We start from the raw sequence: 23,706 nt of genomic DNA, 5'->3' as shown, positions 1-23,706 counted from the left end.
TATTATAGGAGGTGCTGTTGATGAGAGCTGTGGATATTATCCATAAGAAACGCGAAGGGCAGACCTTAACGAACGAAGAGATTTCATTTATGATACAGGGCTATAGTAATGGAACTGTACCTGATTATCAGGTTTCAGCTTGGGCGATGGCGATCTGCTTCCAGGGTATGAATGCGCAGGAGACCGCCCAGCTTACATTGGAAATGGCGAAGTCAGGCGATCAGATCGATCTGAGCCCGATCAAAGGGATCAAGGTCGATAAGCATTCGACTGGCGGTGTTGGCGATAAGACGACGCTCGTGCTGGCGCCGATGGTAGCGGCAGCAGGTGTTCCAGTAGCCAAGATGTCTGGACGTGGACTTGGTCATACCGGTGGAACGATCGATAAGCTTGAAGCGATCGCTGGTTATCAAGTAGAGCAGTCTCGTGAGCAATTCTTCGAGCAGGTCAACAAGATAGGAGTGTCCTTAATCGGACAGAGCGGCAATATTACGCCTGCGGACAAGAAGCTGTATGCCCTACGGGATGTAACCGCTACCGTAGAATCCATTCCATTGATTGCAAGCTCAGTGATGAGCAAGAAGATAGCGGCAGGCGCTGATGCGATCGTGCTCGATGTGAAGACGGGCAGCGGCGCATTCATGAAGACGCTGGATGATTCTATCGCGCTTGCTCAGGCAATGGTGGATATCGGTACGGAAGTAGGACGTGACACTGTCGCTATTATTTCTGATATGGATCAACCGCTAGGTCATCTGATCGGGAATGCGTTAGAGGTGGAAGAGGCCATCTACACGCTGCGCGGCGAAGGTCCGGAAGATCTGCACGAGCTGTGTATGATTCTTGGCTCGCATATGTTGGTGCTTGGTCGTCAGGCGGCATCGATCGATGAAGCGAGAGCCAAGCTGGAATCGCACATCTCTGACGGCACAGCATTGGAGCGACTAAAAGAGCTGGTGAAGTGGCAGGGCGGAGATGTATCCATGATCGAGGACCCGAATAAACTGCCGCATGCGGCTAACCGTATCGAAGTGGTCGCTGAAATAAGTGGCTATGTGTCCTCGATTGAAGCGGAAAGTATCGGTATCGCAGCGATGCTGCTTGGCGCAGGACGTGAAACGAAGGAAAGCATCATCGATACGGCAGTCGGACTTGATCTTCGCAAGAAGGTTGGGGATGCAGTGCATAAGGGCGATGTACTGGCCATTATGCACGTGAACGATGACCGACGTGTTGAAGATGCACGTAAACGGATCGTGGATGCATATCGGATCAATCCAGATCCTATCGGTGCGAAGCCGCTTGTATATGCAATTGTAACCAAATCAGGTGTAGAGCGATTTGTTTGATCTAGCTTCATATTGTGATACTTTGAAGGCGACTTTCCCTCCAATTCATAGGAGAGGAGGTCGCTTTTTTGGTTTGAGTAAAATGTGGAATAATTTACTTGATACAGGAGACAATGGTTAGAAGGCGCATCTGTTTGGGCTTTTTGTTATCTTTGAAATTAGTTCTAAGTTACAAAGAGGGCAGTTGCAGCATCATTGCTATTTTAGGAGGGAACGATGTTGAACCGTAACAATCGATGGAATCGATGGATTTACGTATGCATCTGTATAAGTCTGATTGGAGCAATAGGCTTTCAGGCACCAGTGACAGCATATCAGCTCGATGTACCAGCCATAGACTCCTCTGTTATGTCTTCCGGTACTCCAGAAGCTGTACCAGCAGAGACAACAGCAGGAGAATCTCTGCAGTTAGCAACCAGCGCACGTTCAGCGGTGCTTTTGGATGCGGATACGGGCACCATTATATTTGAGAAGAATAGTCACGACCGTCTACCACCTGCTAGTATAACCAAGATCATGACTATGCTTCTGATTATGGAAGCAATCGATAATGGCAAGCTGAAATGGACTGATAAGGTCAGCACTAGTGAATATGCTGCTTCGATGGGCGGTTCACAAATCTTTCTTGAGCCTGGTGAAGAAATGACTGTTCAAGAGATGATGAAAGGGATTGCTATGGCATCGGGCAACGATGCATCTGTCGCTATGGCAGAGAAGATAGCCGGTTCGGAGCAGGCTTTTATACAGATGATGAATGCCAAGGCGAAAGAGCTAGGCATGAATGACACGAATTTTGCGAACTGTAACGGGCTGCCAGCGAATAACCACTATAGTTCAGCGCACGATATTGCATTGATGTCGCAAGCGCTGATGAAATACCCTGAAGTGACGAAATACACGGGAAAATACGAAGATTATCTTCGTCAAAATACGAGTAAAAAGTTTTGGCTCGTGAATACGAACAAGCTGGTACGTTTCTATACAGGGGCTGACGGCTTGAAAACGGGCTATACGTCAGAAGCTAAGTTCTGCCTATCCGCAACCGCCAAGCGTGACAATCTGCGCGTTGTCGCAGTTGTACTTGGCGAACCGAATACGAAGACTCGCAATGCGGAAGTAACCCAGATGTTCGATTATGCATTTGCTCAATACATGAGTGTTCCTTTGGTCAAAAAGGATGATCAGATCGGTACCGTTTCGATTGAAAGAGGCATGAAGGAGAAGCTGAACCTTTCTGCTCAGCAGTCGTACAATCTGCTTATGAAGAAGGGCGAAGACGCTAGCAAGATACGCTATGAGCTGCAGGCGCCGAAGTCGATTAAAGCCCCGGTGACTGTTGGACAGAATATTGGCAAGATCGTCGTCTACCAGGGTGATAAGGCGATACGGGAATATCCTGTCGAATCAACCGAAGCCATAGAGAAAGCTGGCTGGTGGACACTTTTCAAGCGGACGACGGGCAAGTTGTTTTTTGTCAACTAAAGGCGTTATGCTTCTAGTTTTGTCACCATGCAGGAATTGGTTGTAGCGATAGCGAATCATTACGGCAACTCGGGAGGAGAGTGAGACGGATGAATTTGCATGTGGAGTTAGTACAGCATCGCAACATATTAATTACTCGTTTACGCGGTGAGTTGGATCATCATACCTCAGAACTTGTGCGCATCCAATTGGATGAAGCGATTCAGCGAGGACAGGTGAACCATGTAGTGCTTAGCCTGAAGGAGCTTACCTTCATGGATAGTTCTGGTCTTGGAGTCGTATTGGGCCGCTATAAGCAGATCAAGACGAAGGGCGGCAAGATGGTCGTCTGTGAGATGAACCCAGCGGTTCGCCGCTTGTTCGAATTGTCGGGGATGTTCAAGATTGTAAGTGTTTATGATAACGAGCGCATGGCGCTAAACGGTCTGGAGGTCGTATCATAGTGGCTAATTCAGGAACGAACCACATGACATTGCAATTCGCGAGCCGTTCGGAGAATGAGGCATTTGCACGCATAACGGTGGCGGCCTTCGTTTCCCAGCTCGATCCGACATTAGAAGAATTGACGGACTTGAAGACCGTCATCTCGGAAGCAGTCACAAACTGCATCATTCATGGGTACGACAATGATCCCAACGGTATTGTAACGATCTCCGCAATCATTGAAGAGGAGTCGGTTACGATTACTGTGAAGGATGATGGGCGAGGAATTGAGGATCTGGACATGGCAAGACAGCCGCTCTTCACTTCTAAGCCAGACTTGGAACGTTCAGGTATGGGCTTTACGATTATGGAGAATTTCATGGATGAGTTTGAGGTTCACAGCGAGCTCAGCCTAGGTACAACAATTCGCATGAAGAAGCGGATTGAATCGAAAAAGGCGCTCTATAATTAGGGGTTGATGCCATGGAGGTCGACTTGAAGCAATCGTCAAACACATATCTGGACGACGCGGAAGTCAAGCGTCTCATTGCGTTGAGTCAATCGGGCGATACACTTGCTCGAGATCGGCTCGTTAACTGTAACATTCGACTGGTCTGGTCGGTCGTGCAACGCTTTATGAATCGGGGTTACGAGCCGGAGGACCTATTTCAGATCGGTTGCATCGGTTTGTTGAAATCAGTTGATAAATTTGATCTGTCATACGATGTTAAATTTTCAACTTATGCGGTTCCGATGATTATAGGTGAGATTCAACGTTTTCTGCGAGATGATGGGACGTTGAAGGTTAGCCGCTCATTGAAAGAAATGGCGAATCGAGTGCGCAAGACGAAGGACGAGCTATCTAAACGGCTCGATCGTCTGCCTACAATTAAAGAAGTAGCTGATGAGCTTGGAATTACGCCAGAGGATGTTGTCTTTGCACAGGAAGCGAATAAGCCTCCTACTTCCATTCATGAGACGGTGTTCGAGAATGATGGAGATCCTATCACCTTAATGGATCAGATCGCGGATGAATCACAGGAACGCTGGTTTGACAAGCTCGCTTTGAATGAAGCGATTGAGGGCTTGAGCGAAAGAGAACGTCTTATCGTATATTTGCGTTATTTCCGTGATCAGACACAGTCGGAGGTCGCTAGCAGGCTTGGGATATCTCAGGTGCAGGTCTCGCGGCTGGAGAAGAAGATATTGCAGTTAATTAAGTCGCAGATCGCACAATAACTACACTTACTGGGGGCAGCCCATTAGTCATAAATAATGACTAATGGGCTGCTCTTTAATTTTGCCAAAATTAATTTACTTTTTCGAATAGCCCCCCCCCGTTGTCAGCAATCCTCAACTAATTGGCATTCCCGCTCATGAACTTGAAGGCAAAGATCCATACTAAGAGGGATGAGAGGATGTACATAGGCTACATAGGCCTTATGGCCGCAAGCCGATATGGATGAGGAGGATGATGAGATGTCCAACAAGCCACCTGGATTCGATCCGGAGGCATCAGAGAAAGAGGAACAACAAGATCAGCCTGAAGCGCAAGCTTATGACGAAAACAGCATATCGTCTGATCATCTCAGCAAGTCAGAAGAACAGGCGCTTCAGAAATTAAAAAGCAGCGAATATGCTAACAGTCTAAAGGAATCTGTCTTATACTGGCAGGGTAACGATACAATACCGCGGCACTTATCCGATTGTAAGAAAATGTTGACAAATGTCGCTGGTTTAGGTGATAACTTTGACGTCAATTTCCGTGAGCTGTCGTTCTCGAACCGTAAGATGGCTCTGTACTACTTGTCAGGTTTTGCTAATGAACCCTTAATGGACTTGTTTCTGATGAGGTTATCACTGTTAGATAAGAAGGAGATCAACGCCAACTTGCTGCAGTCGTATATCGAAACCTACATCACTCACGTGCAAGCGGAAAAAGTAACAGAGTTGAGCGTGGTCATTGCTAAGGTACTGCAAGGCAACAGTGCGATGTTTATCGATCATGAAGGTGCCGCTATCGTCATGGATACGCGTAAATATCCAGCGCGCGGACCGGAAGAGCCATCTCTAGAAAAGGTTATTCGCGGCTCACGCGACGGCTTCACCGAATCGTTAATGCAGAACATTGCACTTGTTCGTCGACGGATCCGTGACCCAGGGTTAAAGGTCGAGATCACGAGAGTAGGCCGACGTACAGAAACAGACGTCGTCGTGATGTACATCGACGATATCGCTGATCTTAAGCTTGTCAAGAATGTAAACAAGAAGATTGATGAGGTAGATCTATTTGGATTGCCGCTTGCAGATAAGCAGCTGGAAGAAGCGATCTTCAAGAAGGGCTGGAATCCGTATCCATTAGTTCGTTATTCGGAACGCCCGGATACTGTGGCTGCGCATCTGCTGGACGGAAGTGTCGTTCTGATGGTCGACACCTCGCCATCTGTCATGATTATGCCTACGACATTCTTTGATTTGTGTCAGCATGCGGAAGAAAACAGACAGACACCATTTATTGGTTCCTATCTCAGATGGGTCAGATTCATCGGGATATTCGCCTCTCTGTTCCTTCTTCCGCTGTGGCTGCTGCTCGTTACTGAGCCCGGTTTAAAACCACCTGCATTGACGATTTTAGGTCCGAACGAAACGGGTAGACTGCCGCTTCTGATGCAGTTTATACTCGCTGAGCTCGGTTTGGATCTGATGAGGATGGCGTCTGTTCACACCCCTACGCCGCTCGCTACAGCAATGAGCTTAGTAGCAGCTATATTAATTGGTGATGTCGCGGTTAAGACAGGGGTATTCGTTCAAGAGGTAATATTATACACCGCCGTTGCAGGTATAGGTATGTTTGCGACACCAAGCTACGAGCTGTCGTTAGCGAATCGGATTGTACGATTGCTGCTGCTCATATCTGTCACCATATTCAAGGTACCCGGTTTGGTCATTGGCATTACGTTGTTTGTCGTCTGGCTTGCTACCCATCGCTCGTACAATTCTTCTTATTTGTGGCCGTTTATTCCTTTTAATGCCAAAGCCATGTATAATGTGTTAGTACGTCTTCCGGTGACGTACAGCAAGGATCGTCCGAGCTTCAATAAGACGAGAGATAACACGAAGATGCGTAAGGCGAAGAAGTAAGCAGGAAATGGACATACCGGTTACTAAAAAATGCAAATGTTGCGCGCATTTGTCCATTCTTCCGCCTACAGCATTCTTGTTATACTCTGAATAATAATGGGATTGGTATAGGAAATGGGGAATGGATCAATGTACTTACACGGAACCAGCGTAATAAATGAACAAGGTCATTTGGCAATTGGCGGCGTTGATACGGCGGACATGAAAGCACAGTTTGGTACCCCGCTGTACATCGTGGACGAAGCATTAGTTAGAGAACGCTGCCGCCAGTACATGGAGGCGTTCCGCGCATCTCGCTTGAACTTTCAAGTTGCGTATGCCAGCAAGGCATTCTGCGTCATGGCGATGTGCAGACTGATTGAAGAAGAGGGATTATCACTTGACGTAGTGTCCGATGGCGAGTTATATACGGCACTTCAAGCAGGATTTCCAGCACAGCGGATTCATTTTCATGGAAACAACAAGACACCTGATGAGATCGAAATGGCGCTGAATGCCAACATTGGCTGCTTCGTCGTTGATAACTTTACGGAGCTTCATCTCCTTAACGCAATGGCGAAAGAGCGCGGCTGTAAAGCGAATGTGCTGCTCCGTGTAACTCCTGGTGTAGAAGCGCATACGCATGAATATATTTCAACAGGTCAAACAGACTCGAAGTTTGGCTTTGATATCGAGAATGGATCTGCATTTGAAGCAGTGAAGCAAGCGGCTGCTGCAGAGAGTTTAGAGTTATTGGGTGTTCATTCCCATATCGGCTCGCAAATCTTTGAGGTCGAAGGCTTTCAGTTGGCAGTAGAGCGAGTAGGCCAGTTTGCTCGTCAGGTGAAGGAACAGAGCGGAATCAGCTTCAAAGTCGTCAACTTGGGTGGTGGCTTCGGCATTCGCTATGTGGAGGGAGATACACCGCTTGCCGTATCCGATTATGTGAAAGCTATTACGGACGCGGTGAAGCAGCATTTTACTGGATTGTATGACACGCTGCCGGAGATCTGGGTTGAGCCTGGCCGCAGCATTATCGGCGATGCGGGAACTACGCTATACACAGTCGGCTCTGTAAAAGAGATCCCCGGCGTACGCAAGTACGTAGCTGTTGACGGTGGAATGACGGATAATCCGCGACCTGCATTGTATGATTCCCAATATGAAGCGCTGCTCGCGAATCGCGCGACGGAAAAAGCGACTGAGGTTGTTTCGATAGCCGGCAAATGCTGTGAAAGCGGTGATATGCTGATATGGGATCTTAACCTGCCGCGTGTCAACCAGAATGACCTGCTGGCAGTATCCTGTACCGGTGCCTACAATTATGCGATGGCAAGCAACTACAATCGAATCCGCAGGCCGGCAGTCGTATTCGTACGAGAAGGTCAAGCAGATCTCGTTGTAGGCCGCGAAACACATGCGGATATCGTGAGCAAGGACATGGTTCCTGCTCGTTTGCAGAAACAACCCGTTAATGTGTAACAATTCAGGATTAGATCGCGCCTTGATCGACAGCTCGGGAGAACTCCCGACTGTGCTGATCAAGGCGCTGTTGTGTTCAACGATAATCCAGTGATATACTGTTAAGGATGTCTACATATCGCAGATTAGAGAGGATGTTTATCATAATGAAAACAGCAACAATCACGATGGAAAAGGGCGGCCAGATCGTCATCGAAATGTTTGAGAACGAAGCTCCTGGAACAGTAGCAAACTTTGAGAAATTAGCCAATGAAGGCTTCTATAACGGATTGACTTTCCACCGTGTCATTAAAGACTTCGTAGCTCAAGGCGGATGCCCGCATGGAACTGGCACAGGCGGCCCTGGCTATACGATCAAATGCGAAACTAAAGGCAATACGCATAAGCACGTTCGCGGCGCGTTGTCCATGGCTCATGCTGGTAAAGACACAGGCGGCAGCCAATTCTTTATCTGCTACAGCGCATTCCCGCATCTGGACGGCGTTCACACTGTATTCGGTCAGGTGACTGAAGGCATGGATATCGTTGACGGAATCAAGCAAGGCGACAAAATGCAAACAGTTGAAGTAAAGTAATGATGTAAATATAAATTGTGCAGACCCCTCTCATGCCTCGTGCAGCGGAGGGGTTTGCTGTAGATCGGAATTTCATTACTTCGTAAAAGAGGTGTAAGTCATGGCGTTGTTATGGATCATCTGCGGCTTGTTAATCGCGGTATCCGTAATCGTGTGGTTAAGAATTCGATCTCGCCGATCTGCTAATGCTAAGGTGGTATCGATTCATTCCTATAAGAAGCCGATCGCAGGTGATCAGAAATGTTCTAATTGCAAGCATAAGGTTAAGAAGCTGACATTCTATGCTGATCATAACGGATCTATCGTTGGATTATGTAAAGAGTGCAAGCCGCTTGCGGAACGCAAGGAACTTATGCCATTATAGCTGTTAGCTGCTGCGTTGCGGATCGTTGTGGAATATTCGGCTTTTTCAAGGCGTCGCTATGAGATTCCTCATAGCAATGTTTATATGAGCTTGCATATGTAATATTCCTAACTTTGGAAATAGTGAAAGTGATATGCAAGGTTGCAAAACTGCGGGACTGGTGTTAAACTTGCTTTGCAATAGTAACTTTTTCATTCATACTTGTTTTTTCATAATATGACAAACCTTCAGGGCAGGGTGCAATTCCCGACCGGCGGTGATGAGTGGACAGCCGTTCATTCTTAGTCCGTGACCCGTGCGAATCGAAGCATTCAAGCGGTGGATCTGGTGAAACTCCAGAGCCGACAGTATAGTCTGGATGGGAGAAGGGAGTCAGGATCGGTTAAGCTTTCGCTTGACCTTATATAGTTCTTTTTTTCACACTTCAAACATATGCCTATCCGATTGGTGTATGACTTTGTGTGCATCTAGGCGAAGTTTGCTTAGGGCCTCAATGTATTTGAATATGCTCTATGCCAGAACTCTATTTGGAGTCAGCATGCTTCGTGAAAAAGAGTACAATCCTGAATCGATGACGACCCAGCCCTGCGGAACCTATTCCGTAGGGCTTTTTGTATGGATTCAATATGCCGTACATATTGAATTACCCCGAAGGTGAAGCATAAAGGTACAGACGATCGGGAATTAAAGGAGGCGTCCTTCATGCTGCAGCCCGTTATTAATGATGAATACTATATGAGATTGGCGATCGACATGGCTGAACGCGTACTTGGCCAAACAAGTATTAATCCCGCAGTAGGCTGCGTGATCGTGAAGGACGGCCGAGTAGTCGGCTTCGGCGCACATCTCAAGCGCGGCGAAGGCCATGCCGAGGTGCATGCGCTTCGCATGGCGCAAGAGCATGCTGCGGGGGCAACGGCCTACGTAACGCTTGAGCCGTGCAGCCATTACGGCAAGACGCCGCCATGCAGCTTGCGCCTGATTGAAGCGGGGGTGTCACGCGTAGTTATCGCGTGCACTGACCCGAATCCGGTTGTGTCTGGCAGCGGCGTCAAGCTGCTGCAGGACAACGGCATTGAAGTCGCCGTAGGAGTCTTGCAGCGTGAAGCGCATCGTCTGATCTCGATGTTCGCGAAGTATATTACGACGCGAATGCCGTATGTGACGATGAAGACAGCTCAGACGCTCGACGGCAAGATTGCCACGCATCGCGGGCATAGCCAATGGATCACGAATGACACAGCTCGTGAACATGTTCATGCGATGCGGCACCGCCATCAGGCGATCATGGTCGGAATCGGCACCGTATTAGCCGATAACCCGTCCTTGACGACACGCCTATCGGTGCCTGCCTTGCATCCAGTCCGCATCATCGTTGATTCCAAGCTGCGCTTGCCGCTGGATTCCAAGGTCGTAACCGATCACCACGCGGAAACATGGGTGCTGACGACGAATAGCGCGGATGCGGCTAAGACAGAGGCTCTGCAACAGCGTGGAGTTACAGTTATCGCTGTCAATGACGGCGAAGAGGTCGACATGGCCGCGGCGATGGTCGAGGTTGGGAAGCGTGAGATCGGCTCCGTCCTGCTGGAAGGCGGAGGTCGCCTGAATGGCTCCATGCTGAAGGCGGGACTAATCGACCGAGTCGTACTGATGATGGCTCCGAAGATTGTCGGACATCCATCAGCACCAGGGAGCTTTAGCTTTGAAGGACCGGAATTGATGAGCGAAGCGCTTGAACTAGAACGTATCCAGGTAGAGATGCTGGATGACAATATCGTCGTAATCGGATACCCCGTGAACCGAATACACAGAGAGGAGGGGGAGACTTGTTTACCGGATTAATCGAAGAGATCGGAACGATGCAAAGTATAACAAGACGCGGCGAGGCGATGGTGCTGCATATTCGTGCGAAGAAGGTGCTGGAAGGCATCGCGCTAGGCGACAGCATCGCGGTTAACGGCGTCTGCTTGACAGCAACCGCTTATGATCGAAGCTCATTCATGGTTGATGTGATGCCTCAAACGTACAGGCATACGAACCTGAAGGATCTGGCACCAGGCTCGCCAGTCAATCTGGAACGCGCGATGGCGGCGAACGGCAGATTTGGCGGGCATATCGTACAAGGACATGTGGATGGCATCGCTGTGATTACGCGGCGAACGCCGGATCAGAATGCGGTTGTGTTTGAATTTAAGGCGGAACGCGCTGATCTTGGTAAATACCTCATTCCGAAAGGCTCCATCACGATAGATGGTATCAGCTTAACCTTAACGAAGGCAGAGGATGGCGTATTCGGAGTTTCCATCATTCCGCATACACTGGCTCAAACCGCGCTGCAGCATAAGCAGCCGGGGGATACGGTAAATATTGAATGCGATATATTAGGCAAGTATGTCGAGCACCTGCTTCGATATGGAAGCAAACAGTCGGAAGAAACAACGGAGAGTACTCGTTCTTCTGGGCTGAGTATGGCGTTCTTGGCGGATAACGGCTTTATCTAATTGTAGCAGTTAACCAAGCTTGAGGGTTTATATATGTTCGTATCGAAGGGAGAAGCTATCATGGAACAACAATTTAAGTTTGATCCCATAGAAGAGGCTATTTATGATTTGATGCAAGGTAAAGTAATCATCGTAGTTGACGACGAGGATCGGGAAAATGAAGGGGATTTCATCGCATTAGCGGACAAGGCAACTCCTGAAGTCATTAACTTTATGATCACGGAGGGTCGAGGACTTGTATGCGTGCCGATTACACCGGAGCGCGCGGAAGAACTAGATCTTCCACCGATGGTTACACATAACACCGACAATCATGGTACTGCGTTCACCGTATCGATTGACCATGTGGAGACGACAACAGGTATCTCGGCTCATGAACGTTCGCTGACGATTAAGCAGCTGATCAACCCGAATTCGAAGGCGGAAGACTTCCGCCGCCCAGGTCACATCTTCCCATTGGTTGCGAAGAAAGGCGGCGTGCTTCGCCGTGCTGGTCATACAGAAGCTGCAGTAGATCTTGCTAAGATGTGCGGAGCTTCACCTGCAGGCGTAATTTGCGAGATCATCAAGGAAGATGGCAGCATGGCTAGATTGCCAGACTTGATCGAATTCAAGAAGCAGCATGACCTGAAGCTGATCTGTATCAAAGACTTGATTCATTACCGCAATGAGAAGGAAAACCTCGTTCAACGCGAAGTGGAAGTGAAGATGCCGACTGACTTCGGTCAATTCCGTGTCGTAGCCTACACGAATCAAGTGGATAATAAAGAGCATGTCGCGCTCGTAAAGGGACACATCGATCCTTCACAGCCTGTGCTTGTACGCGTGCATTCCGAGTGCTTGACAGGTGATGTATTCCATTCTCACCGCTGTGATTGCGGACCTCAATTCGAGGCGGCGCTCAAACGCATTGATCAGGAAGGCACCGGCGTGCTTCTCTATATGCGTCAAGAAGGCCGCGGCATCGGCTTGATCAACAAGCTGAAGGCTTATAAGCTGCAGGAGCAGGGCTACGATACAGTAGATGCCAACGTGAAGCTTGGATTCTTGCCGGATCAACGCGATTATGGTATTGGCGCTCAGATCCTGAAGGACCTTGGCGTACGCAAGATTCGTCTCATGACGAACAATCCGCGCAAGATCAAAGGACTTGAAGGCTACGGATTGACTGTGGTTGAGCGAGTGCCAATTCAGATTCAAGAAAATGTCGACAACACGAAATACTTGCATACGAAGCAGGAGAAGCTGGGGCATTTGCTTCGCTTTGACGAGCTGGAGCAAAGTGAGAGTGCTAGTGAGTAATTGTAATATTTACTATAAATCATGAGGAACTCATATCGAGGAGGAGCTGCTATTATGGCAACTATTTTTGAAGGTAACTTAATTTCCCAAGGATTAAAATACGGTATTGTCGCAGGTCGTTTCAATGAATTCATCGTTTCCAAGCTCGTATCGGGTGCGCTGGACGCACTTAAGCGTCATGGCGTCCAAGAGGACGAGGTTGATGTTGCTTGGGTACCAGGTGCTTTCGAGCTTCCGCTCATCGCACAGAAGATGGCTGAAAGCGGCAAGTACGACGCTGTTATTACACTTGGCGCAGTTATTCGCGGCGCAACTCCTCACTTTGACTTCGTATGCAGCGAGGCGGCTAAGGGTGTTGCTCAAGTCGGCATGAAGACAGGCGTTCCAACGATCTTCGGCGTACTGACAACAGACACAATTGAACAAGCAATTGAACGCGCAGGAACGAAGGCTGGCAATAAAGGTTGGGAAGCTGCAGCGACTGCGATTGAAATGGCGAACTTGACGAAACAGTTCAAATAATGCTTATCTTAATGTAGTACCCTTCTTAGGGTGCTACATTTGCTTTTTTCAGGAGGTTGCCGGGTGTCGGTTACATATAAATTAGAAACGTTTGAAGGTCCGCTCGATCTGCTGCTTCATCTAGTTGATAAGTCGGAAATTGATATCCAAGATATATCGATCCATGAAATTACCGATCAATATATGGAGTACCTGCAGAGCATGCAAGAGCTCGAGCTAGACATTACGAGCGAGTTTCTCGTCATGGCCGCTACACTCCTTGCGATGAAATCGAATCAGCTGCTGCCGAAGCCGCCGGTGATGGAATGGGAGGAATACCCTGAATACGAGGAAGAGGATTATGACCCTCGGGCGGATCTGATTCGTAAGCTGATCGAATACCGCAAATTCAAAGGAATTGCGGAGCATCTTCGCGAGAAGGAAACGGATCGCAGCTTGATCTTCTCGAAAGAACCTGAGGATCTTGCTCCGTACATTGCGGATGTCCCTTCCAATCCCGTAGAAGGCTTGCACGTAGATGATCTGATTATAGCGTTTCAGAAGGCGCTGAAGAAGGCTGCGAGGAGAACTCAAGTCGCAACGATTCATAGGGATGAAATATCGGTAAAGGATCGGATACGTGATATTGCTGCGCTCTTTAAACCGTCGGGCAGAGGAACGAAGCTGATGTTCACGAATCTATTGCATCAGGAGATGTCACGGCATGAGATCGTCGTCACCTTTTTGGCGATCTTGGAACTGATGAAGATGAAGCAGGTACGGTGCTATCAAGATAAGTTGTTTGAGGATATAGTGATTCAATGGCATGGGGAGTTGGATGAAGATGGAGTTTCAGACGTTGAAGTCGATTATTGAGGGCTTGCTGTTTATGGCGGGTGATGAAGGATTGAGCCTGAAGCAGCTTGCTGAAATAACCGAGGTTCGTGCTGAGGTTGTGAGAGAGGCGCTGCAGGACTTGAAGGGCGAGTTTGAACGCGGGAAGCGCGGGATTCAGCTCTTGGAGATCGCGGGTATGTTTCATATGACAACCTTGAAGGAGCACGCCGTATACTTTGAACGGATGGCCTATTCGCCATCTCGCTCTTCCTTGTCTCAAGCGGCATTGGAGACACTGGCGATTGTAGCTTATCGTCAGCCGATTACCAGAGTGGAGATCGAAGAAGTGCGGGGCGTAAAGTCGGATCGAGCGATCCAAACACTTGTGCACAAGGATCTTATCGAGGAAGTTGGACGCGCGGAAGCGATCGGACGACCGATTCTGTACGGCACGACGAAGTCATTCCTGGACTATTTCGGTTTAGCGAGCTTGAAGGAGCTTCCAGAAGCGATGCAGTTCGAGCAGACCGAGGGTCTGGAAGAGGAGACGCAGCTATTATTCGATAAGATGCAGGGCAGACAGCTAACCATCGAAGACGTCAATAGCGATAAGTAAACAAGTGGTGAGGTTAGATGCGGTGTACTGACACTGGCTGTGGAATGATCAGATCATTTCTTGATATAATTGATGTATATCTTTTAGGGAGCTGATGCTGCGAATGGTGGAAGTTACATTTCACGGACATGCTTGTGTGGAGATTCAGACGAGCACGCACAATCTGTTAATTGATCCGTTTCTAACGAGCAACCCGAAGGCTGTTTATGCAGCTGATGAGTTGAATCCTGACTACATATTGCTGACTCACGGGCATGGGGATCACATAGAGGACGCTTCCGCTATTGCGAAGCGATGCGGAGCAACAGTCATTTCGATTGTAGAGCTTGCTGATTACATGTCGGGTCAAGGTGTTTCATCCACGATCGGGATGAATCTTGGAGGAGGAGCGGAGTTTCCATTTGGCCTATTAAAATGGGTACCGGCACTTCACAGCTCTTCTACAGAGGTCGATGGACGGAATGTTTACCTTGGCAATCCCGCAGGAGTGGTATTGAAGTTTGAAGATATCACGATCTATCACGCTGGTGATACGGCGTTATTCAGTGATATGAAGCTGGTCGGGGACCGTTATCAGCCTGATTTAGCTATATTGCCTATAGGCAGCTTCTTTACGATGGACCCGCAGGATGCACTTCTTGCTGCTCAGTGGGTAAGAGCTAAGCATGTAGTTCCAGTACATTTCAACACATTCCCGCCAATCAAGCAGGATGCTCAAGCTTTCGTACACGACTTGAAACCATTCGGTATTCAAGGGCATGTGATGGAGCCAGGCGATGTACTGGATACCCTCCATTGGCAGGTTGAACAACGAGTACCGGAAGCAGAATAATTCAAAACCACAGAACCGATTCTATTCTATTCACATGTTAGTGAAACAGGATAGAGTCGGTTTTTTGTGTGTTAGCAGGTAACATTTTGCATGCCTTCCAGACCCGTAGGTCATAATAGCGTTAGATTGGAAATAGGCGGGTGCGTGAAATGAGTGCATGGCTGATTATACTCATCGTATTAGGTTTGATAGTTGTTGGGATTGCTATTGCTGCTATTGTTGTACTCATGTCTTTTGTAGAATTAAAGATTATTTTGCAGAAGTCGGGTTCTAATGAACGGATATGGGTTGGTTTCAGGATGTGCTTCGGACTCATTAATTGGCGCAAGGAGGTCAGAACGGTTGACTTTCAAGGACTTGATCAAGAGTGGAAGATTGGGTTGGATCGGCACCAATTGAGGATGATGTTGAATCTGATTGTCGGATTGTTGGAGAAAACGGAAATAAAGCATTTTATTTGGGATACCGAACTCGGCTTGGGAGAAGCACCGCAAACGGCTATTGGATCGGGAGTGATCTGGTCTGTTATGTCCTATGCGGCAGGAACACTTACACATATTCTTAAGTTTACCGTCATGCCTTCGCTGAATGTGATCCCTAGATATAATGAGCTTGCTTTTTCAACACGTGTTGTGTGTATATCCCGAATTAGGGTAGTGCATTCTATAGGTGCAGCTTATTTGTTGATTACCCGTCTAATGCGGGCGAAAGGAGTAGCTAATCCATGGCGGATCATCCAATCGAAGGCCTAATGCGAGCAGCATTGGAAAATATTAAAGCGATGGTTGACGTCAACGCGATCGTAGGTGACCCCGTGCAAACACCTGACGGCAGCGTGATTCTTCCAATCAGCAGAGTGGGTATCGGTTTCGCTGCAGGCGGTAGCGAATTTAAAGTGTTTGAACGGCGTCAGCAAGCGGATAAGGATCGTTCGCATCAACCGTCAGATAAGCCTTTTGGCGGCGGCGCCGGCGGCGGTGTATTCTTAGTTCCAATTGCCTTCCTTATCGTTGGAAAACAAGGCGTTCAAGTTGTGTCTGTAGATAATAATACTCATCTGTTAGAGAAGTTGATTGATTCCGCACCACACGTATTGGATCGATTCGAGTCAATGTTTAGACAAACACCTAAAGCAGGCAAGGCAAACGATAAACCTAATGCCGAATCGTAATCCATATTGAAGCGTCAATGCTGTGCATGACCTCCGGGATTTTATTTACAGGAGAAGAAGTGCGAAGGGTTGACGCTTTTTTTAAATCTAATTGTTGGACATACCCCTGTGCGATGCTGCATACAAATGAAATAACATCGCGGGTAGGCGCCATCTGATTGAAGGAGGACCAAGTGTCACATTTGAAGCGAAGAATTACCGCGATATTAGTAGTGGTCTGCTTGATTTGTTACGGTCTGCCGGTGCTGTCGCAACAAGTACATGCAATATCGGTGCATATTAAGCCGCGATCACATCATGTGAAGGATGCTAAGGAAACAAGCAGCAAACATGCAGCCATTCCTAACACGCGCGCAAGAGGTGCTGCCCTGGTTGATGTTACGAGTGGACGAGTACTCTTTCATGAGAATGGGAATACACCCATGCCAATGGCAAGCACCACGAAGATCATGACAGCGATTATTGCTATAGAATTAGGAGATCTAAAAGATATCGTCAAAGCGAGTTCGAAAGCTGTCGGCAAAGAGGGATCATCGATATATCTGCGTCCAGGTGAAGAAATGACGCTTGAAAATATGCTGTATGGATTGATGCTTCGCTCCGGCAATGACGCCGCGGTAGCGATTGCTGAACATATCGGAGGCTCTGAAGATGGGTTCGTATACCTTATGAATCGTAAAGCAGAGGCTCTTGGATTGGAACAGACACACTTTAGCAATCCACACGGTCTAGATGCGAAGGGGCACGTCACGAGTGCAATCGATCTGGCGAAGCTAAGTGCATATGCACTGCATAACGCGACTTTTCGTGAGATCGTGAAGACGAAGCAGAGGAGCGCTCCGAATCCTTTTGAAAAGTGGGATTACAAATGGACCAATAAAAACAAAATGCTGCGCTTATTTGAAGGTGCTGATGGTGTCAAAACGGGCTATACAACTGGAGCACTCCGCTGCCTTGTCAGTTCAGCAACGCGCAATGGGCAGCAATTAACCGCAGTGACGCTGAATGATGGCAGCGATTGGGCGGATCACGCGGCAATGCTTAATTATGGCTTTGTGAACTATCCGCTGCGAACAATCGTTAGTCCGAACCAGACGATTGAGGGGTATCCGTTTCGCGCTGCACAGGAAGTAAGATATCCGTTATCTAACGAGGAGCAAGAGGAGATCAGCTATAAAGTAAAAATTCATACACCTCATAGCTTGGATTATAAGCTAGGGCGCAGAGGGATGATTGATGTGTACTGGCAGGACAAGATGATCGTCAGAGTTCCGATTAATCAGTAATCTCGAACCTCATGACGTTTGTGTTGCGCAAGCATAGTCCGAGAACGTGTTGAATGCTAAGAGGTGCTGTGAAAGTGCAGTAGGGGGGAGAATGTTGATTAATCTGATCTGGATGATCATGCTACTGGTCGGTTTTATCGCGGCTGCCGCGCAAGGGAGAATAGAGGTTGTAACGGAGGCTGTATTCGACGGCGCTAAGACAGGTGTCAGCGTCAGTCTCGGCTTAATCAGTGTAATGGTATTCTGGCTTGGCATGATGAGGATCGCGGAGGATGCGGGGATACTGACGAAGATGGCTAAGCTGCTCGGACCGGTCGTTCGTTTCCTGTTTCCAGATGTACCGCGGGATCATCCCGCACTAGGATACATTATGTCTAATATGAGTGCTAATCTATTAGGACTTGGCAACGCTGCGACACCGATGGGGATTCGCGCGATGCAGGAGCTGCAGAAGCTGAATCCGGATAAAACTACAGCAACGCCTGCGATGTGCACCCTCTTAGCTATCAATACGTCGAGCATAACACTCATTCCGACGACTCTAATTGCTATACGCATGAACTTTGGCTCGGCGAATCCGGCTGAGATCGTCGGCACCACGCTGCTTGCGACTACAGTAGCGACGATGGCGGCGATATTGGCGGATCGCTGGTTTCGAAGCCGTCATGCGCCGCCTGCGGCTCCTTCATTGCCGAAACAGCCGTTGGATAAACCGCAGATGCCGCATACAGGCTAGACTTTGCATAGACTTACGGGGAGGGTGGGAGATCTATGTACACTTTCGTATCCGCGATATCGACATGGGCAATTCCTGCCATTATCGTATTGATTCCGCTGTATGCATACTTTAAGCGGGTGCCTGTGTATGAATCGTTCGTAGAAGGAGCCAAGGACGGGTTTCAAACCTCGATCAACATCATCCCGACTCTCGTTGGCATGATGGTTGCGATCAGCGTCTTTCGAGCTTCAGGAGCGATGGATTGGATTGTAGGCTTAATGCAGCCAATGCTTGATTGGCTGGGCATTCCAGGGGAAGTTATGCCGCTTGCGTTTCTTCGACCGATTACGGGAGCGGGGTCATTAGCGTTTACAACCGACTTGATTAAGACTTATGGACCAGATTCAATGATTGGTCGGATCGCTTCGACGATCCAAGGAAGTACGGATACAACGTTATATGTACTGACCGTATACTTCGGTGCTGTGGGTGTCATCAAAGGAAGATATGCCTTGAAAGTGGGATTGTTTTCCGATCTGATCGGTTTTGCGGCAGCTATCCTGATCTGCTTATGGATATTTACATAATCCTAGATTATGCCCGGTGTACCAACATCCGGGTTTTTTTGTATCGACAGGCAGTTATTTGAACGATTAGCTTGTGGTATCGTTCACAAAACTGCTATCATAAGGTTGAGGTGAATGTTACAGATGGAAGAACGTCTACAGAAAATTATGTCGAATGCGGGAGTCGCTTCCCGACGCAAATGTGAACAGCTAATTTCAGAGGGTAAAGTACAGGTTAACGGGGAAGTAGTGAACACACTAGGTGCGAAGGCAGATCCCGATACTGATGTGATAACGGTTAACGGCCGAACCATTACGAAGCAGCTCGATAAGATCGTCCTTGCCTTTCATAAGCCTAAGGGTGTTATTACGAGTATGTCCGATCCCGAAGGCCGCAAGACGATTAAGGATTTCATTAAGGGAGTTAAACAGCGTGTTTATCCCGTCGGTCGATTGGATTATGATACGGAAGGGCTCCTGCTTCTAACGAACGATGGGGATTTGGCTAACTTGTTAACGCATCCGCGTCATCATGTAGCTAAGACTTATTGGGCGACAGTTAAAGGAATTCCGCATGGAGACAAGCTGGAGCAGTTGAGTCAAGGAATTATGCTGGATGACGGCATGACACAGCCTGCAGAGGTTGAATATCATGATGTCGATATGGAGAATAAAGTGGCAACGATCAGCATTACGATCTATGAAGGTCGTAATCGTCAGGTGCGACGTATGTTTGAAGCGATCGGTCATCCTGTAACTCGCTTGAAGCGGGTATCCTTCGCTAACATCTTCTTGCAAGGTATAGCGCGGGGTACGATGCGTCAATTAACGAAATCTGAAGTGAATGAGCTTAAACAGGCTGTTAAGAAAAATTCCTGACAGGAATAGCATATAACCCGCTCTATGACACACAAATTTCATAATTAAGGAAGATATAGGCACTTGGTGTTGGATTATAATGGACATGGACACTTCAATCAAATTGTGCGTATTTTTCTGAAATTTGTGATAATTGTCATAGAGAGGGCGAATGTGGCATGGCCAAACGTAATAAAGCGGTACAGATCATCATCTTGGCCGCTACTTTACTGCTGGGTGGGATTGCAATCTTCCCAACGCTATTTGAGTCTAGTGCCGTTCCAACGGTCGGCAGTTCCGTTCCAAATATTAAACTGCAGGAGTTGGACGGCGATGTCAGATCATTGAGCGATCTGAAAGGCCAAGCGGTAATACTTAACTTTTGGGGCTCTTGGTGCGAGCCGTGTAAACGCGAGATGCCTGCTCTCTCCAAGGCTTATGAGCAATGGAAAGATCAAGGTGTCGAAATTATCGGCATCAACTATGGGGAAGATGAACTCGTTGTCCGAAATTTTGCTAAGCAAATGGGTGTAACCTTTCCAATCTGGTTGGATCGCAAGAAGACCGCATCCAAAGAATTTGGCATTCGACCGCTGCCAACAACTTTCTTCATCAATCCTGAAGGCAAAGTGCATCATATTAAGCTTGGTGAAGTAACGTCCGAAGAACTGGACGTTCTGATCAAGCAGATGATAAGCACCAAGTCTTCGTAGACTGGGGGAAGCTGTAATGGCATTTCAGAATACCAAATGTGAATGCGGTCATCAGAACCCGATCGGTACGGTATTGTGCGAAGCGTGCGGTAAGCCGCAAGTGGAGGATGAAACAGAACTTACCGTTTTAGAGATGAGATACGACGGTGTTGCTCGCAAATCTCAAAAAGCAAACCCAAATGTAATTGATATGGTGTGGAATTTCTTTTCCTCAGTTAAGGTTGCCGTCATTATTATAGCCATTACGCTAGTTGGCGCCTCACTGGGAACGATCTTTCCACAGGAGAGTCAATTTATTGGCGCTGTCCCGGAGAACTATTATCTGGATAATTACGGAACGCTGGGACATTGGTACTACGTATTGGGCTTATCAGATACGTATGGATCCTGGTGGTTTATAACGCTGCTGGTTATGATCGGAGCATCGCTCGTGATCTGCAGCTTGGATCGCGTTTTGCCGTTATATCGCGCATTGCATAAGCAGCATGTGCGCAAGCATGATCAATTTCTGCGGCGTCAGCGAATCGTGGTCGAGACCGAACTGCCGACGGAAGCCAGTGCATGGCTGGGCACGATGGAGAAGTCTCTTCGTAAGAAACGATATCGCATATATAAAAATGAAGGCGCATTAATGGCTGAGAAGAATCGGTTCAGCCGCTGGGGTCCTTATATTAATCATATAGGACTGATCATCTTCCTGCTGGCGCTGCTGGCTCGAAGCATCCCGGGCTGGCATATGGAGTTCTACTCCGGCTTCCCGCAAGGTCAACCAACGCCAATTCCGAAGACGCCTTATTACTTGCAGAATGATCAATTCACTGTAGAGTATTACTCGGATGATGAAATGCCGGAGAAGTTCGTCAAGGAAGGCCGAGTTGTCCCAAAGCTATTTGAGACAAAAGCAACCCTGTTACGCTGCACGGCGAACTGTGATGATCCCATGCTTGATCCTGAGCTAGATGAAGTATTCAAGCATGATATCCGTGTGAATGATCCATTAGAATATGATGGCTTAATGATATATCAATATGACTTTGATCTAACTCCTAAGCTAGTATCCGTCAAGCCGGTACTAGAAGACACGGAAACCGGCGAAGTATATGGTTCATTCGAATTAATGATGAACAATACGCAAACGCTTTATGAACTAGGCCCTTACACACTTGAGCTCAGAGAAAAGTATATGGACTTCGGTTTCGGCGCTGATGGCAAGCCGTATACGAAGTCGCCAGATCCGAATGCGCCTGTATTTGTATTTTTGATCAAGGGACCAGGCTTAGCGGAAACCGGCGAGCCATACATGTACTTTCCGCTGCAGAAGGATAAGGTTGCTTTCCAAGAAGATGTCGTAAACGCAGAGATAATCGACAAGCTTCGGATTAAAGTTCAATCGATGAACGATGTGAATATTTCACAATCAGTCAGCTTCTTGAACGTTAGGAAAGATACAGCCCTTCCGTTTATCTGGGTAGGCGCGCTCATAAGCATGGTAGGATTGGTTATGGGCTTCTACTGGCAGCATAGACGCATCTGGCTCAAAATCGATGGCAGTAATTTGCTGTTAGGCGCACATACCAATAAGAATTGGTATGGAATGCGTCATGAGGTTGCGCGAGCGTTAGCCGACAGCGATATTCAAGTAGATATCAAAGCCATAGACCGTGGGGGGAATAAAGCGTGAATCGCTTGTTAGAGATTAGTCAGGATGCGTACTTAATCGCATTTTTCTTGCTATGTATCGCATTTATTGCACACATATTCTCAATGGCAGCGCGCACCATGAAGAACTCAGAGAAGCGCCAACAGAGATGGAGCAACGTTTCTTTCATTATAACGCTGATTGCTCTTGCAGCACAGCTCGTCTATTTCTTTACGAGATGGGCGGTAGGTCATATTCCAGTAAGCAACATGTATGAGTTCATGTCGTTCTTAGCTATTATGATAGTTAGTGCTTATGTTATTATATATATCATCTACCGCAAATCAATTCTCGGCGTTTTTGCTTTGCCGCTGGCGATCCTAATGATGGCCTACGCGTCGGTATTTCCAAGTGAGATTCAGCCGTTGATCCCTCAACTGGATTCCATCTGGCTGAAGATACATGTAACACTGGCTGCGTTGGCTTACGCATTCTTCGGGATTGGTTTCATTGCAGGCTTAATGTATCTGCTGAGAACGGTGCGATGGGACGATCCTTCGGCTAAGCGCTCCCAGTTCTTTCTGGAAGGTACGATGGTACTCATTGTCATTATCATCGGTTTCATAGCCGTTATCTTTGGCTTCCGCGCTGCATCATATGAAGTACAAGTGCAGCAAACTGTTGAAACTGTTGACAAGGGTCAAATCAATAGTAAAATAGAATCGGTCACCTATACGATTCCACCTTTGGTAGCACCATATAATAGTGTACAATTAGAGGGAGTTTCTCTCGCTGGCATACAGCTTCCTTTGTTTGAAGCTCCTCCATGGATGGAAGGCAAAGATGCCGCGCGTAAGCTGAACACTGTTGTATGGTCAGTTATCGCAGGTCTTGTGTTATATGCTCTAATTCAGCTCATTATTCGCAAACCGATTGCACGCGTGATTCAACCGATGCTGCGCGGTATTGACCCTGATGATTTAGATGAGATCAGCTATCGGGCTAATGCAATCGGCTTCCCAATCTTCACGCTGGGTGGGCTAATATTTGCGATGATATGGGCACAGGTTGCCTGGGGACGATTCTGGGGATGGGATCCGAAGGAAGTATGGGCTCTCATAACTTGGCTATTCTACAGTGTATACCTGCATCTGCGATTGTCACGCGGATATCAAGGATCGAAGTCCTCATGGTTTTCCGTGATTGGCTTTATCATAATTATGTTTACTTTATTAGGTGTGAACCTAATTATCTCAGGGCTGCATTCATACGCTGGTGTCTGATGAATTGTTAGATGACTCGAAGGATGCGGTGTACAAGATGACCACTTATTTACATATAGCTCGTTTCGATCAGGAAAGGGGAATC

General features: G+C 47.7%; 25 protein-coding genes and 1 riboswitch. All 25 genes read left to right on the top strand.

What is annotated here, in order from left to right; translation table 11 throughout:
- Nucleotides 1-20: 20 nt before the first annotated feature.
- The 25 genes from AC3WTP_RS15165 to ccsB all read left to right on the top strand — a co-directional run bounded on the left by AC3WTP_RS15165 (nt 21) and on the right by ccsB (nt 23,621).
- The gene (locus tag AC3WTP_RS15165; RefSeq protein WP_492395460.1) at nt 21-1,349 is read left to right on the top strand and encodes a pyrimidine-nucleoside phosphorylase; all 1,329 of its coding nucleotides are present in this window, start codon (nt 21-23) and stop codon (nt 1,347-1,349) included.
- A gap of 348 nt (nt 1,350-1,697) precedes the next feature.
- Complete coding sequence (locus AC3WTP_RS15160; protein ID WP_492395505.1) at nt 1,698-2,831, top strand: D-alanyl-D-alanine carboxypeptidase family protein; 1,134 nt, start codon at nt 1,698-1,700, stop codon at nt 2,829-2,831.
- A gap of 89 nt (nt 2,832-2,920) precedes the next feature.
- The gene (gene spoIIAA / locus AC3WTP_RS15155; RefSeq protein ID WP_492395459.1) at nt 2,921-3,274 is read left to right on the top strand and encodes an anti-sigma F factor antagonist; all 354 of its coding nucleotides are present in this window, start codon (nt 2,921-2,923) and stop codon (nt 3,272-3,274) included.
- A gap of 23 nt (nt 3,275-3,297) precedes the next feature.
- Nucleotides 3,298-3,726: an anti-sigma F factor gene (gene spoIIAB / locus AC3WTP_RS15150; protein WP_492395504.1), complete on the top strand. Its 429-nt coding sequence runs from the start codon at nt 3,298-3,300 to the stop codon at nt 3,724-3,726.
- A gap of 11 nt (nt 3,727-3,737) precedes the next feature.
- On the top strand, nt 3,738-4,493 hold the full coding sequence (gene sigF, locus AC3WTP_RS15145) for an RNA polymerase sporulation sigma factor SigF (RefSeq protein ID WP_492395458.1): 756 nt from the start codon (nt 3,738-3,740) through the stop codon (nt 4,491-4,493).
- Between the two features lie 240 nt (nt 4,494-4,733).
- Nucleotides 4,734-6,395, top strand: a complete 1,662-nt coding sequence (locus tag AC3WTP_RS15140; protein ID WP_492395457.1) for a spore germination protein — start codon at nt 4,734-4,736, stop codon at nt 6,393-6,395.
- A gap of 129 nt (nt 6,396-6,524) precedes the next feature.
- Complete coding sequence (gene lysA / locus AC3WTP_RS15135) at nt 6,525-7,856, top strand: diaminopimelate decarboxylase (protein ID WP_492395456.1); 1,332 nt, start codon at nt 6,525-6,527, stop codon at nt 7,854-7,856.
- A 146-nt stretch (nt 7,857-8,002) separates the two neighbouring features.
- Entirely contained in the window at nt 8,003-8,431 is a 429-nt protein-coding gene (locus AC3WTP_RS15130; RefSeq protein WP_492395455.1) for a peptidylprolyl isomerase, read from the top strand.
- A gap of 100 nt (nt 8,432-8,531) precedes the next feature.
- A complete protein-coding gene (locus AC3WTP_RS15125; RefSeq protein ID WP_492395454.1) occupies nt 8,532-8,795 on the top strand; it encodes a hypothetical protein in 264 nt (87 codons plus the stop codon).
- Nucleotides 8,796-9,014: 219 nt separating this feature from the next.
- Nucleotides 9,015-9,169: riboswitch (FMN riboswitch) on the top strand.
- 328 nt (nt 9,170-9,497) lie between these two features.
- Complete coding sequence (gene ribD / locus AC3WTP_RS15120; RefSeq protein ID WP_492395453.1) at nt 9,498-10,640, top strand: bifunctional diaminohydroxyphosphoribosylaminopyrimidine deaminase/5-amino-6-(5-phosphoribosylamino)uracil reductase RibD; 1,143 nt, start codon at nt 9,498-9,500, stop codon at nt 10,638-10,640.
- Nucleotides 10,625-11,299: a riboflavin synthase gene (gene ribE / locus AC3WTP_RS15115; protein WP_492395452.1), complete on the top strand. Its 675-nt coding sequence runs from the start codon at nt 10,625-10,627 to the stop codon at nt 11,297-11,299. Before ribD ends, ribE begins: the two co-directional genes overlap by 16 nt.
- A 60-nt stretch (nt 11,300-11,359) precedes the next feature.
- Nucleotides 11,360-12,601, top strand: a complete 1,242-nt coding sequence (locus AC3WTP_RS15110) for a bifunctional 3,4-dihydroxy-2-butanone-4-phosphate synthase/GTP cyclohydrolase II (protein WP_492395451.1) — start codon at nt 11,360-11,362, stop codon at nt 12,599-12,601.
- 54 nt (nt 12,602-12,655) lie between these two features.
- Nucleotides 12,656-13,123, top strand: coding sequence for a 6,7-dimethyl-8-ribityllumazine synthase (gene ribH / locus AC3WTP_RS15105; RefSeq protein WP_492395450.1), 468 nt, complete (start codon nt 12,656-12,658; stop codon nt 13,121-13,123).
- A gap of 63 nt (nt 13,124-13,186) precedes the next feature.
- Nucleotides 13,187-13,978, top strand: a complete 792-nt coding sequence (locus AC3WTP_RS15100; protein WP_492395449.1) for a segregation and condensation protein A — start codon at nt 13,187-13,189, stop codon at nt 13,976-13,978.
- Complete coding sequence (scpB, locus tag AC3WTP_RS15095) at nt 13,947-14,555, top strand: SMC-Scp complex subunit ScpB (protein WP_492395448.1); 609 nt, start codon at nt 13,947-13,949, stop codon at nt 14,553-14,555. Before AC3WTP_RS15100 ends, scpB begins: the two co-directional genes overlap by 32 nt.
- Nucleotides 14,556-14,661: 106 nt before the next feature.
- On the top strand, nt 14,662-15,387 hold the full coding sequence (locus tag AC3WTP_RS15090; protein ID WP_492395503.1) for a metal-dependent hydrolase: 726 nt from the start codon (nt 14,662-14,664) through the stop codon (nt 15,385-15,387).
- Between the two features lie 149 nt (nt 15,388-15,536).
- The gene (locus AC3WTP_RS15085) at nt 15,537-16,139 is read left to right on the top strand and encodes a DUF2953 domain-containing protein (protein WP_492395447.1); all 603 of its coding nucleotides are present in this window, start codon (nt 15,537-15,539) and stop codon (nt 16,137-16,139) included.
- The gene (gene ytfJ, locus AC3WTP_RS15080) at nt 16,112-16,558 is read left to right on the top strand and encodes a GerW family sporulation protein (RefSeq protein WP_492395446.1); all 447 of its coding nucleotides are present in this window, start codon (nt 16,112-16,114) and stop codon (nt 16,556-16,558) included. Before AC3WTP_RS15085 ends, ytfJ begins: the two co-directional genes overlap by 28 nt.
- A 173-nt stretch (nt 16,559-16,731) precedes the next feature.
- Nucleotides 16,732-17,844 (top strand): D-alanyl-D-alanine carboxypeptidase family protein, encoded by a 1,113-nt coding sequence (locus AC3WTP_RS15075; protein ID WP_492395445.1) that lies wholly within the window; start codon nt 16,732-16,734, stop codon nt 17,842-17,844.
- Nucleotides 17,845-17,938: 94 nt separating this feature from the next.
- The gene (locus tag AC3WTP_RS15070; protein ID WP_492395502.1) at nt 17,939-18,580 is read left to right on the top strand and encodes a nucleoside recognition domain-containing protein; all 642 of its coding nucleotides are present in this window, start codon (nt 17,939-17,941) and stop codon (nt 18,578-18,580) included.
- 35 nt (nt 18,581-18,615) lie between these two features.
- Nucleotides 18,616-19,149, top strand: coding sequence for a spore maturation protein (locus tag AC3WTP_RS15065; RefSeq protein WP_492395444.1), 534 nt, complete (start codon nt 18,616-18,618; stop codon nt 19,147-19,149).
- Nucleotides 19,150-19,272: 123 nt separating this feature from the next.
- On the top strand, nt 19,273-20,007 hold the full coding sequence (locus AC3WTP_RS15060) for a pseudouridine synthase (RefSeq protein WP_492395443.1): 735 nt from the start codon (nt 19,273-19,275) through the stop codon (nt 20,005-20,007).
- Nucleotides 20,008-20,165: 158 nt separating this feature from the next.
- Nucleotides 20,166-20,699: a thiol-disulfide oxidoreductase ResA gene (gene resA / locus AC3WTP_RS15055; RefSeq protein WP_492395442.1), complete on the top strand. Its 534-nt coding sequence runs from the start codon at nt 20,166-20,168 to the stop codon at nt 20,697-20,699.
- Nucleotides 20,700-20,715: 16 nt separating this feature from the next.
- Nucleotides 20,716-22,380: a cytochrome c biogenesis protein ResB gene (gene resB, locus AC3WTP_RS15050; protein ID WP_492395441.1), complete on the top strand. Its 1,665-nt coding sequence runs from the start codon at nt 20,716-20,718 to the stop codon at nt 22,378-22,380.
- Complete coding sequence (gene ccsB, locus AC3WTP_RS15045) at nt 22,377-23,621, top strand: c-type cytochrome biogenesis protein CcsB (protein WP_492395440.1); 1,245 nt, start codon at nt 22,377-22,379, stop codon at nt 23,619-23,621. Before resB ends, ccsB begins: the two co-directional genes overlap by 4 nt.
- Nucleotides 23,622-23,706: the final 85 nt, after the last annotated feature.

Source organism: Paenibacillus sp. EB106-04-04-XG159, assembly GCF_058791835.1.
The sequence above is the reverse complement of the archived record's forward strand: the minus strand, read 5'-3'. Positions and strand labels throughout refer to the sequence as shown.